This is a genomic window from Larsenimonas suaedae, assembly GCF_023712105.1.
Lineage (GTDB): Bacteria > Pseudomonadota > Gammaproteobacteria > Pseudomonadales > Halomonadaceae > Larsenimonas > Larsenimonas suaedae.
Genome location: NZ_JAMLJI010000003.1, coordinates 148,485 through 164,608, shown reverse-complemented (window position 1 = coordinate 164,608; position 16,124 = coordinate 148,485). Strand labels below are relative to the sequence as shown.

Here is a 16,124-nt window from a genome sequence, read left to right as displayed (position 1 = left end):
GATTGCACGGAACGTGCGGAACCCTTGGGTTATCGGTTATGAGTCCGGTTCACGAACATGGTAAAGCCATAAAGGGCGGTTATTCACTTTCACCCTTTTGGCACGTTCGCGGCCGCCGCGCTCCGCCAGCCAACCAGCCTGTTCTAAAGCTTGAGTAATTCGACCTATCTCATAGCCGGGAACAGCGCGCCTTAATCCCTCGGAAGTAAAGAGCCATATTCTTCCCAGAGCGGTTTCCTTCCACCAGCCGGCTCGATCTCGTACATGTGTGTTGCTATCAGCGATGTCTGAAAACAGGCTGTCGCCATGTCTAGTCAAGAAATCGCTCAGACTCTGGAGAATGCGATTGCCTTCAGACTGGCCCTTTCCCCGCTCCTGACGCCATCGATTAAACAACTGCACCATGTTTTTGGTTGGCTCACCTTCTGGCATGTCGAAAATGCCAAAGCTGGCGGCCAGCTCACCGGCCAGAGCTACTATCGCAAACCGTTCAGCAGCGCGCTCTTCCTGCCCTGAAAACGCTTGAAACTGATTTGTCAGGTTCGCCAGCATTTCGGGCAACTGATCAATCTTGCCCGAATCGATAAGCTGCTCAACGAATCTCGGCCCGGCATGACCGTAGTGGTTTGAAGCTGACTTCTGTATGGCGTTTGAAAATGACTTACCGTCTTCTCTTCCATGCAGGTCATCCCAAGCGCCGAAGGTACGGTGTGCAGAAGTATCGAGCAGCCTTATTTCCTGCCCAGCCCTTGTCTGCCTCCCGAAAGCCTGCATTTGGCTGTTCAGGCTTGTTTCACCTGAAGACAAAATCATGATGCGCCATTGCCTTGTTGCTCTGGCCATGCCCGCTTTAGTGGCTCTTGCCTTGCCTACACCATTAGCCAGGGAGTAGACGATATTGCCGAGCTCTTTCGGTAAGGCCTCGCCTATTTCATCCAGCGCAAGCAGTGTGTCATTGCGTTGGCTGGCTACACCTTCCAGACCGTTAGCAGTAGCACACCAGGTTCGAACGAACCGTTCCGGCTTACCCCACACTGACGCAGCGGCGATCAAACCTGTGGTTTTTCCGGTTGAGCTATCGCCTTTTAAATGAAATCCACCCCCTTGGCGATTCAAGTGATGCAGTAACGGTCCTGCCAACGCCGCACCGATTGAAAGCATAAGGATTGGGTTGCCCAAGCAAAAATTGCCGATCTCGGCTTTCCATTTTTTGAGCGTTCCTGACTTGCAATAATCGTCAGCGTTCGCGGTTTCGCTTTGATAAATAACGTCTCCTGATCCGATGTTGCGGCGCGGCATTACAAACAGGCTAGGTGAGTTCCAGCCAGTAGAGGTGGCCGCTACCACCTTACGTTTCGGTTTATGCTTTTGCAGATATTGATTCAGTAAACCATGGGAAACCGGGCTGATTTCGAGCCCAAGGCTGAGCAGTTCGGCTCGTAAGATCTCCCCTGATCCAGCCATCAGGCTCATGGGCATGGACCATTGTTGCCATTGGCCAAGACTATTACGGAAGTAAACCAGCCTTCCAAAATCCGCGCCTTCGCAAGAAGTTATGGCTTCGACGTATAAGGGTGAGCAAACCCATTGGTCAACGGGCTGCCCCCTTTTTATATCGTGAAACCATACGCCTGCGCCCAGGGCTTTGCCGTCACATTGAAACGGCTCTTCATGAACACTGAAGTATGGCCGCTCAGGGGTTCCGCTGGTTCCGTCCTCCTGATGGCATACAGAACCAGGAGGAGCCTGATCATCACTGGTCGTTCCGTCAGTTCCGTAGGTTCCGCACGGGTTATCGGGCTCATGGTATTTGCCACGAAAATGCTCTCGGATCGCTTCGTTACCTTGAGCTTGATACATATCAGACCAATCTTTAGGTGGCATCAGGCATCTCCTTTGGAATAATCCATTTACGACCAGTTCTTTTGGCTGCCCTGATGCCGGCTTCATCGTTGTCTGCGGCCACGATGATTTGAGCATGGGAAAAGCAGGTGAAGAGAGAGTCAGCAATCGATTTCAGATTGTTTTCACCCACCCCACATGCAACAGGGATATTGGTCGCGGTATGAATTCGATAGCCATCTGCAAGACCTGCACAGACAATCAGTTCTCCTCGTAGAGTCGGCCAGTCTTGCCAGCTAAATCCGAACGGGGTGAAAGAGCCTTTTACAGTTGCACCGTATGTGACTTTCTTGGTGCCATCTGGCCAGATCCTTTCAAAGCCTTTAGGTCTACCTGATGCGTCGATTATTTCGCGGTATAGCACTTGTCCTTTCATTTGAATGCAAGTGCTCGTATGAGCGTTTAAGTCATCGAATGAGATACCTTTTTTAATGAGGTACTCAGATGTATAATTTGGTTCTGAACACACTTCTATTTTTGCCCGGCTCTCTTTTGAGTCGGGCAATTTTTTTTGCTCGTTCATTTTCTACTTCCTTAATGAATGAACTGTATTTTTTGAGGTTGGCTGGGTTTATCGGTCATCCATTTGCCATTCGATCCATTCGTCGATCTCTTTTTCAAGCCAGCCAACGGCCTTTCCACCCAGTGGAATAGGTTTGGGAAAGTTATTTTCCGCAATGCGAAGGTAAATAGTGCTTCGAGCCAAGCCGGTATAGTTCATGACATCCGGAAGTCGAAGTATCTTGTTGGTCATACGATGATCTCCTTGGGTCTTGTTGGAAGACACAGGGATTTTTGCGGTTTTCTTTTATCTTGAGAACGGTCTCTACAAAGCATCGGTTAGCCTCTGCTTAGCAGCGGCTAGAACCTTTATGTAAATAACCTTTTATTACGCTGTTTGTATTCACTAGATAGGTGGGCATTACAGTAGGTCACTGTTCGTTTTCGGTTCAGAACAGGATGGCGGATGCTAGATGGCGTCCTTTGTTTTGATGCTATGAAGAGCGACTTGCTGGACATTTACGGCTCAGGAAGACCGTCTACCAGCTTTTTATTAGTGACATATTGATAGTGCTTTGGGGTTGAGGCTTTTAGGTGCAGCCTCTTTGCTGCGTGAATAGCACGATCGAACTTGACCGAGATGATTGATTCAACGTCAAAAAAACGGCCTTAGGAGCTAATGGAGAGAGTAAATGAGACATTGATAAAGCCAGCGTAAAAGATCAGCCGCTCGGTTGTGGCTTACGTAGGCAGGTTGGTTCAAGTAAGTATCGGTTATATGTTTGTTATTACAAGCGGTCCCGTCGTTTAAAGACACACAGTGGGTTTAGTCTATATTGACAAAATCTGTGTAAGATCCGAGTTCCAGAAAGAGCCTAATGAAGCATTTAAAATGCGAGGCGCGCATAGAGGAATAATTGTATTTATAAATACAAAAAGAGATACCCATTTGAGTTAGGGTATCTCTTCCGATGCGTTATGTCTTTTTCTTGGTAGTATTTTATTTTAATTTATTTTAACCCAATTTTCAGGGTTGGGAGTTCCTCGAAGCGCCTTACGTGCGGTTGAAAAGGAACAACCTATCGCAAAAGATATTTCTTCTGCGCATTGGTCGCGAGCACGATACTTACCTGAAGCCCATGCTTTTCGAACTTTTTGTTGTTTATCCCGGTTTCCTCCGGGTTGACTATGCCTGGCAATACTGGCCTTTTGGGCTCGCTCTGAATTATGACGGTCTATGGCTTTTTGGCTCGAGTCTTCAATTACCGACGATAAGAAGTCATTTATACTCATATCTTCAAGTTCGATAGCTTCAATGTGATCGACCAAGAAAAGAGTGTTATCAAAATCACCTAAAGCAAGTTTCGATGAAGAGTTAGTCAGGATAGGAAAATCCAATAACCTGCTTTCTTCGATTTTTGCCTGAATAAAACATTCGACAGGGATTTCTAACTTACTTTCCCACCTTTTCTTTAAGGCTTTTCCTGAAATAAATCTGTGAGAAGGTTTAAACCTTTCAAGGTCACTTTGTTTAAACCAGCAGGACCCCAGTAATGAAAGTAAATCCTGAGGCTCATCCTTCAAAAAAAGGACTTCGGTCGGGTGGTATAGCTCGTTAGCGTTGCGGTAAGCCGTTATCCCTCCATCTTCTTGGCCTAGCCAAAGCCAAGCCGCAAGCTCTTCAGAGGTAACTCCGAAATGCTCTGAAAGGAATTTGAGGGTAGCAGGATAGGCGATGTAAGAATCTTGCGTTACGACAGCAATATGTTGACTCATGATAAGTACTCTTCGATTTATCATGGAGTTAAAACAGGACGAAGTGCACGCTGTTTCCGTATTACAAAATCTCTGATTTATCAAGAGATGATTGATATACGACCATGATGTATTGACTGATCAAGAGCACATCTTGCGCTCATTAAGGCATGTCATGCCTTAATTGCTTTTTGCATACGACCTTGTCGAAAGGACCAAATTGATTCGAACCTAAACTTTTATTAAGTAGCCGGTTCGATTCATTTGCATGCAACTGGAATTAATAGTGCCTTAATAGAATCGATGAATCTAGAGTTTCTACTGATTTTATAATTAGACTTAAGTCGTTGTTTAAAATTGATACGTTCGAGGAGGGTTAGGTTCTTTAGAAAAGGTAATGCTTACTTCTCGGTTCTTGATAGTCGAGCAGGAGTGAGCCACGGCATGCTGTTACGAATTTTCCGATCAACGGGGGCAGATGATCAAAAAGATTATTTTTTCATCACAGACAATGGGACGCCTTCGTCACAATGACCTACAGATGCTCATTGGTATCCCGCAGATTCTCCGCGATTTTCTTGAGCGAATGGTGCAATCCATGGAAGACGATGGTTCTCTTTTCTGATTGTCGATTTTCGACAAGAGGTTAGAGCGGACGAATACTCGCCCGCTCTAATTGTTTTCCAAACGTTAACAGTGTATGCCTTCGATAAAGTATTGCCGACAAGCCTGTTCTTAATCCGGAACAATGTGCTGTAAGTTTTCGAATTCTTCGTTGTTAGCTGTCTGCTCAAGCATAAAATTACTAGGCCCATTATCACTGGCGGTTGTGATGCGGTGTTTTAGTTCCGCCAGCCTGGCGTCAAGCACGGTTTTAAGTCGATCACGTTCGCTGAGTGGATCAGTGAACCAGTCGGTTGACCATATCCGATGCAACTGCCATCCCTTGGCTTCTAGGATTTCTTGTCGCAGACGGTCTCGATCGCGAGCAGAACGAGAAGAGTGATAACTTGCCCCATCACATTCCACACCCAACAAATAGCCATAGGGGTAATCAGGGTGTCGTACACCTATGTCGATGAAAAAACCTTTTGCTCCGACTTGGGGTATGGCCTCGTAACCCAGGGCACGAATTACTTGAATGACATGACGCTCAAAGTCGGAATCCGGTTCTGCGCCATTTGCCTCACCTGCTTCAAGCTCACCAGTAGCTGAATACTCCAGCCACTTTCGTAGCATCCAGCTACCAGGCGCGCTATCTCGAGTGCCTTTAATGTCGTTAGGCTTCATTGAGGTGAAGGTCACAATTTGACTCTTGGCTCGGGTGAACAGCACATTCAAGCGCCGGCGACCGACAGCACCGCTTAGGTTGCCGAAGCGATTCATGACCTTACCGCCTATTTCCTCGGGACCGAATACGGTGCCAATGAATATAACGTCACGCTCATCGCCTTGGACATTTTCCAGGTTCTTGATAAAGAATGGCTCCAGTCCGCCTCGCTCGCTCTGCCAATGATCCTCATATCGCTGAGCGATAGTGGAATGCTGACGCATAGCATCGTATTCGTCTTGCAGGAGGGTCTGCTGCTTGTTGTTGAGTACCACAACGCCTAGCGACCGTTCGGGATGATCAGACATAAAGCGTAAGATGTGGCTGACCATTACCTGGGCTTCGCGCTGATTGAGACTGCTTTTGTAAAGTCCATCTTCGACGAATACTTGACTGACCCCGAGCCCGACCGCAAAAGGTGTGGGCGAAGGGAAGATAACTAGATCATCTTTGTAGATATGACGGTTACAGAACGCGATCAAGCTCTCATGGCGACTGCGATAGTGCCAGCGCAGCCGTCGACGTGAGGGGAGAGTAAGGTTTGCAACGTCCAGAATTGATTCCGAGGTGAGGGTGTCATCATTTTCTTCCTCATCGTCCACAACCACGTTACCGAGTTTTCGGAAGTTATTGGTTGGCGGCAACTGCTCAGTATCTCCGACGACTAATGCCTGCTTGGCTCGCAATAGCCCGCCTAATGCGTTCTCGGGGCGCATCTGGGAGCCCTCGTCTATTACTACCAAGTCAAAAAGACCCTGAATTCGAGGCAGGTAAGCGGCTACCGCCAGCGGTGACATTAGCCAACAGGGCTTGAGTTCACGCAGCGCCTCACCTGCTCGATCGGTTAAGGCTCGCGGAGAAATGGTGTTGCGCTTAAGCCGAGTGACATGCTGAATCAAGCTTAGTTCTGTGCGCTCTGAAACACGCCCGCCGCTGTAGCCAGAGGGTGGATCGGCTTGTTCTATGAGTTGACTAACTAGACGATCACGGCTCAGTTCCAGAATGCGTCGGTCGAGCTTCGCTAATCTATCGCGCAGATCGTCGAGCCGTTTGCCTCGGAAACGGGTTAGCTTTTCACGGTATTGCTCGTGTATGTCCCGGGCCATCGATAGCGATACGGTGGCTTTAATCACTTCGACAAATGCATCTGACGCTATGATGCCGTCATCACAGGCCTTGATTAGAGGGTCGATTCCCCATCCGGTCATTCGGCCGCGCTCATCGTTGCGTCGGGCATGGGCATCTAATGCCACGTTATCATTAGACATGCCAGCTAGTAGAGCACCAGAAGCTGGGTCAAGAGGATCGAAGCCCCACTCGCTGCGTGTAGCATGCGTATCCCGCTCTAGGCGCGCCAGCTGTTCATCATATGCTTCATGCGTTTCAGTCCAGCTCGCAATTGAGGCTTCAAAACTTGCAAGGTGCTCGCTGGAAGTCATGTGCTCAAGCACAACCGGAGCCAGTGTCGGAAAAGCTTGAAGAGATTCGGCTACAACTCTCTCATTGTTGGCAACCTGACGATCTGTGGATATACCGTCAAAATTGGTTTCCAGTAACAGCGCAGCATCATGACGCTCAATAGTCTCGGCTAGAGCTTCGCGTTTTTGCAGTTGATTATAGAGGCTACGTAAGCTCGGCACGCTATTGCGTGCTTCGTGATTTTGTCCCAGAGATATAAGTCCTTCGGTAATCTGCTCGTCCAAGGAGTCGATGTCTTCGAGAGTTTGGTTAAGGGTCTTAATAAAAGTTGGCAGCTCGGCTAGTGAGGGAAGAGATAAAATCTCCTCAGGTACCTGACTATCAATTTCTGAAAAAAGTTTGGCCATTATGCTCAAACGCTGAGCAGGCGTATCCAACAAGAGGGTCTCTAAGCGTGGTGAGCGGTGCTCCAGTGCGAGCTTTTGTGCTTCCTGCCGATATGTGTGCAAATTGACCAGTATATTGATGTCGGTACGCATTCCGCGAAACCAGCTATACCGGGTGTATTGTTCGTCGGCCTCAAATGTTTCGAGGTCGGCTAAATAGGAGGTTAATTCCGGTAGTTCCGCCAGCATGCGCTTATCGCTATAGCCTGTAGGATCGAGCAGCGTGCTTTTCAGCATACGACGTGTTTGGCGCAGTTTTGGAAATATGAACGATAGTGCGCCCTTGTTTCGAAGCTCTGCCAGTGCGTTACTAAATTGAGCTGCAGTCATGGGCTGAGAGAAGTCGAAGCTGTTGGATAGTTTCTGGTTCTGAGTCTCAAGACTAGCTATATGATGACTGACTTCGCTCACTGCTCGTGCTTCGCGATCTGATTTGTCGAGTTCACCGAGTCGTTCGATAGCCTCGGGGGGCTGGCTAATAAGCAAAGAACCCATGGCCAAAATTGTGGCGACATTCATGCCGTTCAAATCTACTAGGGCGTTAAGGTTGTCAAACGTTTGACAGATTTGGCGAGCATGCTCGAGTTTTGCCTGACAAGCACTACGGTGTTCATCAATATGAGCGTCGGTAATCTTCGTTAAATTTAACTTTTCGGCTTGCTCGATGATGCTGTTTAAAGTGGCATCAAGTCCGCTTGGCACGGGTATTGCGATTTCGCCTAGCTCATTGGTCAGCTGATCATAGCTGTGGAGCATTTCCAGGAAGTTATTGATACGTTTAGAAGCCTTAGGATCGTTCAGTAGAGTACGCAGCAAGCCAGGATCACATTTGGCAAATGCCTCACGCGCCGTACTCAGTAATGAAAGGATTCCCTGAGCACTTTCTAAAGCTGGGAGCTGGGATAGTCCCGTATCAAGTAGATTTTTACTTTGTACTTGTAAGGCTTCGTGTGTGTCGCGAGCCGTACCTGCTAGTTCAAGTAAAGAATCTATCGAAAAACGATCTAGTGTCCCTGTCTGGACAAAGTGCCAATGCTGGGAGGTGTCTGATAGAGTTTCCAGTAGGTCAGCATAGTTTTCAGCATGGCTGGCCAGCTGATCAAGTTGTTGATCGCTCCATTGAGATACACCTTCTACTCGGTAACTACGTAGCTCTCTAGGCAAGAGTGCCAGTACCGCTTGGGCGGTTATGCCGCGGCCAAGAACATCGTGTATTGTTAGTCCAGTTTGGCGGTAGGGGCTGGTTAAAAGATTAATATAATCAGCCAATGCCGAACGCACTTCACGGTATTCCGCGACTATCTCCTCTAGACCTGCTGAAGAGTGTGGTGAGGCTTGCATCTCTAGGCGTTCGCATAGTGAGGTTTTTATCTGCTCACGCGTTTTGTTGGCTTGCAAGTTGAGAATGAAGCTGCCTAGCCCCATGGCATCAAGTCGAGAGTTAACGACTTCTAAAGCGGCCTGTTTTTCGGCTATAAATAGTATTTTCCGCCCTGAAGAAAGTGCTGCCGCAATGGCATTGACGATTGTCTGAGACTTACCGGTTCCTGGAGGCCCTTCCAACGCCAAGTCAGTCCCTTGCATGACATCAACAATAGCGCTGTATTGGCTTGAATCGGCATCTGATACTAGTAATGGCACGCATTGCTCAATTTCAGGCTCGTCGACTGCATGCTCCAGTAGAAACTGACGAGGTTCTCCCGCGACCTGGTAGTTACCCAGTAGCCGCGAGATTAGAGTGTCCTCTGTTGTTTGCCACTCCTGCGCACCTGCATCTTCATACATGATCAAGCTTTGTACCGCCCAGACCCCGGCGGCGGCCTGACGACGAACTTGCCATTTTACGAATGTTTTTGGTTTGAGCGATTCAATCTGACGATAATAATCCTCGATATCGAATAAACCTTCCTCGTTGAGCTGGGGAGGAGGCAGTCGCAGTCCGAACTCATTATGCAGCTTGTAGCTGAGAACGGCGTTTCCAGTGGGCTGAGACTCATCGCATTCAATATGGTGTTCAAGTCCGTGAGGAGTTTTGCATTCACTGATCGTGATAGGCATTAGCACCAGTGGGGCAAAGGTAACCTTGCTAGAGACATTGTCCTGCATTTCCAGAAAGCCAATGGCACATTGAAGTACCTGCATTCCAGTTTCCTGCATGCTGGACCGGCCCCGCTCCCGAATACGTGTCGCTCTTAGCTCCAAACGTTTTGGAAACATTAGCGTCTGTACTCGTTTCTGGCTGTTTTTGCCAGAGCTAGGATTTATCAGATCGGGTTCGGGAAGGTCATATGAGGGATTGAAACCATGTAACCGTGCAAGAGTGGCCGGTTCCAACGTGCCTTGTGTATTGACGCGGGCCGGTAGTTTTAATTGATGACGAATACGATCCTTGAGTTCACGTAAGGCCTTTTCGTTTTGACTATCGCGCTCGCTGTCCTTTAGATCAGCCTTCTCATTATGTTGTAACTGCGTCAAATAGCGTTCGTCGCTATTTTGCTGCTCGGCAAGGTGTCTTTGAAATTCAGCAGTATGCTCGTCAGGGAGCTCATCTTCCGGATCGGGTAGCGGCTCCAGCATCAGCCGGCTGCCCTGTGCTAAACGCAGGTAGAGTGACTGGGGCGTAATGTCAATGAATCGAATATGGCTATGCGACTTGTCACTGAACACCGTATTTAGTAGAGCGTTGCGGAGAGTGGTATCGAGAATTAATGGACGAAGCTGCTCGATGCGCTGAGCAACCAGATTTTGAGTATCGTTGTCGTTTATCGGATTCATTGGGCAGCTGCGCGACTTGTTTGTATAGCCGGTATTGTAAGTAGCACGTTGCATGCTGAAGTTCTGATAAGCACGCTTTTTAGGCGCATTTTTGAAGTCGCAGCTCGGCGATCAGGTTGGTTGGCGCTTTTTAATTAGAGTTTTTAGAGATGTGAACGAATCAAAATTCTATTCGGTCTAGCAAGCAATTGTGTTGGGGGCGCTGTTGGGGGCGAAAAGCGTTTTAAAAGCTTTAAGATGTGAAGCGGGAGGTTAAGTGTTTGATTTAATTGGCGCCCCCATCAGGATTCGAACCTGAGACCTTCCCCTTAGGAGGGGGACGCTCTATCCAGCTGAGCTATGGGGGCACGGGGTGCGCATTATAGGCAGAAGCTGTTTGCATGTAAAAGGCGGCGTCTGGTGTTCACGGGCGGGCGGGCCTACAATGCGCGCGTTTTCCTAAAGGATGAGTGCGATGGGCGATGAGCGCGGCTATCAGCCGGGAACCGATCGGTATTTCGACGGGCTGGCCGAAAAATTCGCCGAGACGATGTACGGTGCGTCCCGCGGGAAACTGCGACTGGCGCGGGTGCAGGCGCACATTCAGGAACATATTCCGCTCGAGCCGGGCCAGCGCGTGTTGGATATCGGCGGCGGGCTTGGGCAGATGAGCGCGTGGGCCAGGGCACAAGGGCTTTCGCCGGTGCTGGTTGAGCCGTCCATGGATATGCTCACTTTTGCAAGGGCCGCGCTCGGTGACGACATCCCCTGCGTTCAGTCCGACCTTCAAACCTTTGCCCGAAGTGCGGCCGAGCCGTTCGATCTGGTGCTGTGCCACGCGATGCTCGAGTGGATGGCGCATCCGGAAGAGGCGCTGCCACTTCTGTACTCACAGGTCAAACCCGGCGGCTGGCTGTCACTGATGGTGTTTAACCTCGATGCGCTGAGGTTCTCGAACATCGTCAAGGGCAATACCACCCGGGTGGTGGAAGACCGCAATCTGGCCGGCAAGGGGCGTCACAAGCGGCTTACCCCCATTTCACCGATGACCCACGATCAGGTCAGTCAGTGGATCACCGCGGCCGGATTCGAGTGTCGGGCAGTTGCGGGCATTCGGGTCTTTCATGATTACCTGCGCGAGCGCGCCCCCGATGACAAGACGCTCGAGGAGCTTCTGGAACTCGAGACGCGCTTCGGCGCTCAGGAACCCTACTGGCGGCTTGGCCGCTACCTTCATTACTGTTTACAGCGCCCGGAGGCGTCATGAGCGAAGACCGACCTGTCTTTCAACTGCTGGCTCGTCAAGAGACCGGCCATTACGCCGCGGCGCTGTGGATCGCGCCGCCTGAAGGCGGTGATGTCGCGCCCGGTGCGGCGGTCTGGACGGCGGATCACGCCATCGCCAACCATTACCGGGCACGCGGCATCATGGTGTTCGAGGGCATCGAGCTGCCGGACGCACCGTTTGATCAGGCGCTGCTGTTCTGGCCCAAGGCGCAGGCGCTGGGCCTCTGGTGGCTGCAAACTTTGTGTAATGGCCTTGGTGAAGGTGCGTCGATCGACATCGTTGGCGAGCATCAGGGCGGCATCAAGCGGCTGCCGAAGCTGCTCGAAGGGCTCGGGCTTGAAAGCGAGCGGCTGGATAACGCGCGCCGGTGTTCATTGTTCAAGACCGAGGCGCGCGCTGTCACGCCGGCCGAGTCGTTCAGCGCTGTAGAGTTCGACGCGTTGACGCTCAAGTCGCACCCGGGGGTGTTCGGCCACGGCAAGGTCGATGACGGCACGACGCTGATGCTCGAACATGTACCGGAACTGACCGGCGAGGTGCTGGATGTGGGCTGCGGCGATGGCATCATCGCGGCGTTCGCGGCGCGCCAGGGCGCGAATGTGACGGCCTGCGATGTCAATCACTTCGCGCTGGAATCCACCCGTCAGACCCTTTCAGCCAACGGCCTTGAGGGTCGAGTGATCGCAAGCGACATGCTGGGCGAGGTGGATGGCCGATTTCATGCGATTCTGACCAATCCGCCGTTTCATCAGGAGCGGGAAATCACGCTCGAGCCGACCCGGCGCATGATTCAACAGACCGCTGCCGCACTGAAGATGAAGGGCGTTTTGTATCTGGTGGCGAACGCGTTTCTGCCGTACCAAAGCGCCCTGGAAGAGGTGTTCAACGAGGTCGAGGTGCTGGCCGACAATCGCCGCTTCAAGGTCTACGCCTGCCGTTATCCGAAACGCCGCCGCTGATCGGGCGGCGGCGCGAGTACGCCCGAGGTCAGGCCTTCGACGTCTCGTAGCGGATGTCGGTGATGATGTAGCGGGTGGTGCCGCCGGGGGCGGCAACTTCCACATCGGCGTCCAGCGGTTTGCCGAGCAGCGCCCGCGCCAGCGGGGCATCGACACTGACCCAGCGCTTTTTGTTGTCGGTCTCATCGGGGCCGACCAGCCGCACCGTCATTTCCTCGCCGTCGTCGTCCTCGAGCGTGACCCAGGCGCCAAAGAAGACCTTCGATTGATCGTCCGGGAGCCGGTCGACCACCGTCAGGGCGTCAAGACGCTTTTGTAGGTAGGCGATGCGGGAGATGGTCTTGTTAAGCTCACGCTTGTTGTAGGTGTAATCGGCGTTTTCACTGCGATCGCCCTGGGCGGCGGCTTCGCCGGTCTTTCTTGAAAGCTCCGGGCGGCGCACGCGGGTCAGGTGGTCAAGCAAGCCTTCGATGCGGGCAAAGCCTTCTGGGGTGATGAGGTCGGTTTTCTTTTCCTGACGCGGATCCTTGGCCGGGTCGCGCCAGCGCGTCATGTTGCGTCCCTTCATTGAAACGTTCCCGTTTTGGATGTGTCTGAGAGCCCGTGTACGTTTTCGATGTATGGGGCGGTGTCGATCATTGCAAGCGCGGGCGCGCCGATCCTCGATTGGCGAGGCCTTCGATATGTGTCGATAATAGGCATTCGCGTTGATGTTGTATTGTGCTGTCAGAATAAGGCCCGTTGCCATGAGTGAATCCACGACCTACATGCCCCGCTTTGACCAGAGTGACGTCGACGTGGTCGACTTCGACGTCATGCAGGAGGGTTTTTTCTCCCTCGAGCGTCGCCGCTTCCGGCACGCGCGCTTCGATGGCGGCATGAGCCCGGAGGTCACCCGTGAGGTGCATGTGCGCCACGACGCGGTCGGCGTCATCTTGTATGACCCGGTGCAGGACAGCATCGTCATGGTCGAGCAGTGCCGGGCAGGCGCGCTCGATGACGAGGTTTCACCGTGGTTGATCGAGCCCGTGGCGGGATTGGTCGATAAATCGGAAGAGAGCCTTGAAGCAACCGCCCGCCGGGAAGCCGAGGAGGAGGCGGGGTGTCAGGTCGAGGATCTGATCACGCTGTACAGCTATTACCCGAGCCCCGGCGCCTGTACCGAGAAAGTGACGTTGTTCTGTGCGTTGGTCGACAGCACCCAACTGGGTGGCGTACACGGGCTTGATGAGGAAAACGAGGATATTCAGGTTCACGTCATTGCGTTTCCCACTGCATGGGAGATGTTGATGGCGGGACGGATGAACAATGCGATGGCCATTATCGGAATGCAGTGGCTGTCGAAGGAACGCGCAAGTTTGCGCGCGAGGAGGAATCGTTGACACGAACGGCCTACGTAACCGACTTAAGGTCATTGCAGGGCGAATGTTCGGCCAATTACATTCGTCTGCTTAAATTGATCAGCGACGCCGAAGCCGGCGATGTGCGCGATATTGCGCTGTCCGGTCAGTCTCAGCGCTTTGGTACTCTGCGTATCGAAGTGCTGGAGCAGGCGCCGTACACCACCATGCTGCGTGTGCATCAAAGCGGGGTGCTCGATCACATGATCGATACGCCCAGAATGATGGTGCACCTCTATCATGATGTGCGCATGGCGGAAGTGACGGACTTCCAGCGGCTGCGTCATTTCGAGGGGCGCTACCGCTACCCCAATGCCCAGATGCACCAGCCCGATGAAAAGCTTCAGCTCAATCGCTTCCTGGGCGAATGGCTGGACCACGCCATGGCCCACGGCCATACTGCAGACCTTCCCGGATAAGGCGGCATGTCTGCCTGATGTTTCACGCCCTCCAGATGGTATAGATGGCCCATGCGACTTCTACAGCTGACCGATTGTCATTTGAGCGCCGACCCACGTGCCCTGTATCGGCTCGGGTTCGCCACCACGCAGCTCGAGCGGGTCATTGAAGAGGCCCGCGCAGCGCGACCGGATGTGGTGCTGGTCACCGGCGATATCAGCAACGACGACTCGCCGGCCTCCTACCAGCAGGCGGTCTCGCTCCTGTCGCGGTTTGCCTGCCCCTGGTTCTGGTTGCCGGGCAATCATGACAACCTTCAGGTCATGCGCGAGGCGCGCTCGCTGATCGAGGAGGTCGACCTCGGCCCCTGGCGGGCCTTGCTGCTCGATACGCACGTGAGCGGGGAAGTGGCCGGCGAGCTGGGCGAGGCGCAGATCGATGCCCTGGAACGAAAGCTTGAAGCCGATGACCGGCCAACCCTGATCGCGATGCACCATCCGCCGATCTCGGTGAACTCCGAATGGATGGATCAGATCCGGCTGCGCGACGAAGCTGCGTTCTGGCACATTCTTTCGACCAATCCGCAGGTTAGACTGGTGCTCGCCGGTCACGTCCATCACGCCTTTCACGGCAGCGTTCAGGGCATCGATGTATTGACCACGCCGGCGACGTCGGATCAGTTCCTGCCCGGAAGCGACCGATTCCAGCTCGACGGGGCATCTCGCCCCGGCTATCGCATCGTCGATATTGACGGTGAGGAATGGACAAGCTGGGTCGAACGCGTCTCCATGTAAACAGCCTCGTCTCCGGGGAAAGGAGGCGTTGCTCTACGGGTAGGTTTATTCCTTTATCGTCTAACGCGATGAAATTTAATTCTTTGACGTTATGAAGGCGCTTGGGTACGGTGGCATGCTCTCACTGCTGTAATACCGGTGTGCAGCGACGCTGCGTTTCGCCTTATCCAGCACGATCGTAAATTCCGACAGGGTGTTCGAGTCGCGCCCGGGCTCCCTGTCGCGTCATGTCTACTCACAGAGGTGGTTGAACGCGATGCTTTCACCAGAGCGCCAGACGCACTTGAAGCAGCTCGAAGCCGAGTCGATTCATATTATTCGTGAGGTGGCCGCCGAATTCGGTAATCCGGTCATGCTTTATTCCATTGGCAAGGATTCGTCGGTGATGCTTCACCTGGCGCGCAAGGCGTTTTACCCTGGCACGCCCCCCTTTCCGCTGATGCACGTCAACACCACCTGGAAGTTCCGCGAAATGATCGAGTTTCGCGACCGGATGGCGGCCGATGCGGGCATGGAGCTGATTGAGCACATCAACGAAGAGGGCCGCGCCGCCGGTATCAACCCCTTCGAGCACGGCAGCGCCAAGTACACCGACGTCATGAAGACCCAGTCGCTCAAGCAGGCGCTGGACAAGTACGGGTTCGATGCCGCCTTTGGCGGTGCGCGCCGCGATGAAGAGGCGTCCCGTGCCAAGGAACGCGTTTACTCCTTCCGCGACAAGTATCACCGCTGGGATCCGAAGAATCAGCGTCCGGAGCTCTGGAACATCTACAACGGCAAGGTCAACAAGGGCGAGTCGATCCGCGTTTTCCCGCTGTCGAACTGGACCGAGCTCGACATCTGGCAGTACATCTATCTGGAATCGATACCGATCGTGCCGCTGTACTTCTCCGCGCCGCGCCCGGTGGTCGAGCGCGACGGCATGCAGATCATGGTCGATGACGACCGTCTGCCGCTCGAGGAGGGCGAGGTGCCCGAAGAGAAGTGGGTCCGATTCAGAACGCTTGGCTGCTACCCGCTGACCGGTGCCGTCGAATCGACCGCGGCCACACTGCCCGAGATCATTCAGGAGATGCTTTTGACCCGCACCTCCGAGCGCTCGGGTCGCGCCATCGACCACGACCAGTCCGGCAGCATGGAACGCAAGAAACGCGAAGGGTATTTCTAAGAGGCGCAT

The 16,124-nt window shown here is 52.7% G+C and carries 12 protein-coding genes and 1 tRNA gene; 6 read left to right on the top strand and 7 right to left on the bottom strand.

The window, feature by feature from the left end; all coding sequences use genetic code 11:
- Positions 1-36 precede the first annotated feature (36 nt).
- The 6 genes from NAT49_RS10305 to NAT49_RS10280 all read right to left on the bottom strand — a co-directional run bounded on the left by NAT49_RS10305 (position 37) and on the right by NAT49_RS10280 (position 10,475).
- Positions 37-1,884, bottom strand: a complete 1,848-nt coding sequence (locus NAT49_RS10305) for a DUF927 domain-containing protein (RefSeq protein WP_251593874.1) — start codon at positions 1,882-1,884, stop codon at positions 37-39.
- Positions 1,874-2,425: a toprim domain-containing protein gene (locus tag NAT49_RS10300; protein ID WP_251593873.1), complete on the bottom strand. Its 552-nt coding sequence runs from the start codon at positions 2,423-2,425 to the stop codon at positions 1,874-1,876. Before NAT49_RS10300 ends, NAT49_RS10305 begins: the two co-directional genes overlap by 11 nt.
- A gap of 48 nt (positions 2,426-2,473) precedes the next feature.
- On the bottom strand, positions 2,474-2,656 hold the full coding sequence (locus tag NAT49_RS10295) for an AlpA family transcriptional regulator (protein ID WP_251593871.1): 183 nt from the start codon (positions 2,654-2,656) through the stop codon (positions 2,474-2,476).
- 752 nt (positions 2,657-3,408) lie between these two features.
- Positions 3,409-4,179, bottom strand: a complete 771-nt coding sequence (locus NAT49_RS10290; protein WP_251593870.1) for a hypothetical protein — start codon at positions 4,177-4,179, stop codon at positions 3,409-3,411.
- Between the two features lie 714 nt (positions 4,180-4,893).
- Positions 4,894-10,182, bottom strand: coding sequence for a DUF4011 domain-containing protein (locus NAT49_RS10285; protein WP_251593869.1), 5,289 nt, complete (start codon positions 10,180-10,182; stop codon positions 4,894-4,896).
- 216 nt (positions 10,183-10,398) lie between these two features.
- A tRNA-Arg gene (locus NAT49_RS10280) sits at positions 10,399-10,475 on the bottom strand.
- A 107-nt stretch (positions 10,476-10,582) separates the two neighbouring features.
- Here NAT49_RS10280 and NAT49_RS10275 point away from each other — a divergent pair.
- Positions 10,583-11,374 (top strand): methyltransferase domain-containing protein, encoded by a 792-nt coding sequence (locus NAT49_RS10275; protein WP_251593868.1) that lies wholly within the window; start codon positions 10,583-10,585, stop codon positions 11,372-11,374.
- Positions 11,371-12,354: a class I SAM-dependent methyltransferase gene (locus tag NAT49_RS10270; protein WP_251593867.1), complete on the top strand. Its 984-nt coding sequence runs from the start codon at positions 11,371-11,373 to the stop codon at positions 12,352-12,354. Before NAT49_RS10275 ends, NAT49_RS10270 begins: the two co-directional genes overlap by 4 nt.
- 28 nt (positions 12,355-12,382) lie before the next feature.
- On the opposite strand, the gene greB is transcribed toward NAT49_RS10270, so the two are convergent.
- A complete protein-coding gene (gene greB, locus NAT49_RS10265) occupies positions 12,383-12,922 on the bottom strand; it encodes a transcription elongation factor GreB (RefSeq protein ID WP_251593866.1) in 540 nt (179 codons plus the stop codon).
- 178 nt (positions 12,923-13,100) lie between these two features.
- Between greB and NAT49_RS10260 the strand changes: the two genes are divergently transcribed.
- The 4 genes from NAT49_RS10260 (at position 13,101) to cysD (ending at position 16,115) form a co-directional block, all read left to right on the top strand.
- Positions 13,101-13,736, top strand: a complete 636-nt coding sequence (locus tag NAT49_RS10260) for an NUDIX domain-containing protein (protein ID WP_251593865.1) — start codon at positions 13,101-13,103, stop codon at positions 13,734-13,736.
- Positions 13,733-14,173, top strand: a complete 441-nt coding sequence (locus tag NAT49_RS10255; protein ID WP_251593864.1) for a DUF1249 domain-containing protein — start codon at positions 13,733-13,735, stop codon at positions 14,171-14,173. Before NAT49_RS10260 ends, NAT49_RS10255 begins: the two co-directional genes overlap by 4 nt.
- Positions 14,174-14,224: 51 nt before the next feature.
- Positions 14,225-14,947, top strand: coding sequence for a phosphodiesterase (locus NAT49_RS10250; RefSeq protein WP_251593862.1), 723 nt, complete (start codon positions 14,225-14,227; stop codon positions 14,945-14,947).
- 256 nt (positions 14,948-15,203) lie between these two features.
- Positions 15,204-16,115 carry a sulfate adenylyltransferase subunit CysD gene (cysD, locus tag NAT49_RS10245; protein ID WP_251593861.1) on the top strand — a complete coding sequence of 304 codons (912 nt, stop codon included), beginning with the start codon at positions 15,204-15,206 and terminating at the stop codon, positions 16,113-16,115.
- Positions 16,116-16,124 lie beyond the last annotated feature (9 nt).

What these genes read in the sequence shown, in the direction of transcription:
- NAT49_RS10305 (WP_251593874.1), bottom strand. Translation starts at nt 1,884, where the DNA reads ATGCCACCTAAAGATTGGTCTGATATGTATCAAGCTCAAGGTAACGAA.
- NAT49_RS10300 (WP_251593873.1), bottom strand. Translation starts at nt 2,425, where the DNA reads ATGAACGAGCAAAAAAAATTGCCCGACTCAAAAGAGAGCCGGGCAAAA.
- NAT49_RS10295 (WP_251593871.1), bottom strand. Translation starts at nt 2,656, where the DNA reads ATGACCAACAAGATACTTCGACTTCCGGATGTCATGAACTATACCGGC.
- NAT49_RS10290 (WP_251593870.1), bottom strand. Translation starts at nt 4,179, where the DNA reads ATGAGTCAACATATTGCTGTCGTAACGCAAGATTCTTACATCGCCTAT.
- NAT49_RS10285 (WP_251593869.1), bottom strand. Translation starts at nt 10,182, where the DNA reads ATGCAACGTGCTACTTACAATACCGGCTATACAAACAAGTCGCGCAGC.
- NAT49_RS10275 (WP_251593868.1), top strand. Translation starts at nt 10,583, where the DNA reads ATGGGCGATGAGCGCGGCTATCAGCCGGGAACCGATCGGTATTTCGAC.
- NAT49_RS10270 (WP_251593867.1), top strand. Translation starts at nt 11,371, where the DNA reads ATGAGCGAAGACCGACCTGTCTTTCAACTGCTGGCTCGTCAAGAGACC.
- greB (WP_251593866.1), bottom strand. Translation starts at nt 12,922, where the DNA reads ATGAAGGGACGCAACATGACGCGCTGGCGCGACCCGGCCAAGGATCCG.
- NAT49_RS10260 (WP_251593865.1), top strand. Translation starts at nt 13,101, where the DNA reads ATGAGTGAATCCACGACCTACATGCCCCGCTTTGACCAGAGTGACGTC.
- NAT49_RS10250 (WP_251593862.1), top strand. Translation starts at nt 14,225, where the DNA reads ATGCGACTTCTACAGCTGACCGATTGTCATTTGAGCGCCGACCCACGT.
- cysD (WP_251593861.1), top strand. Translation starts at nt 15,204, where the DNA reads ATGCTTTCACCAGAGCGCCAGACGCACTTGAAGCAGCTCGAAGCCGAG.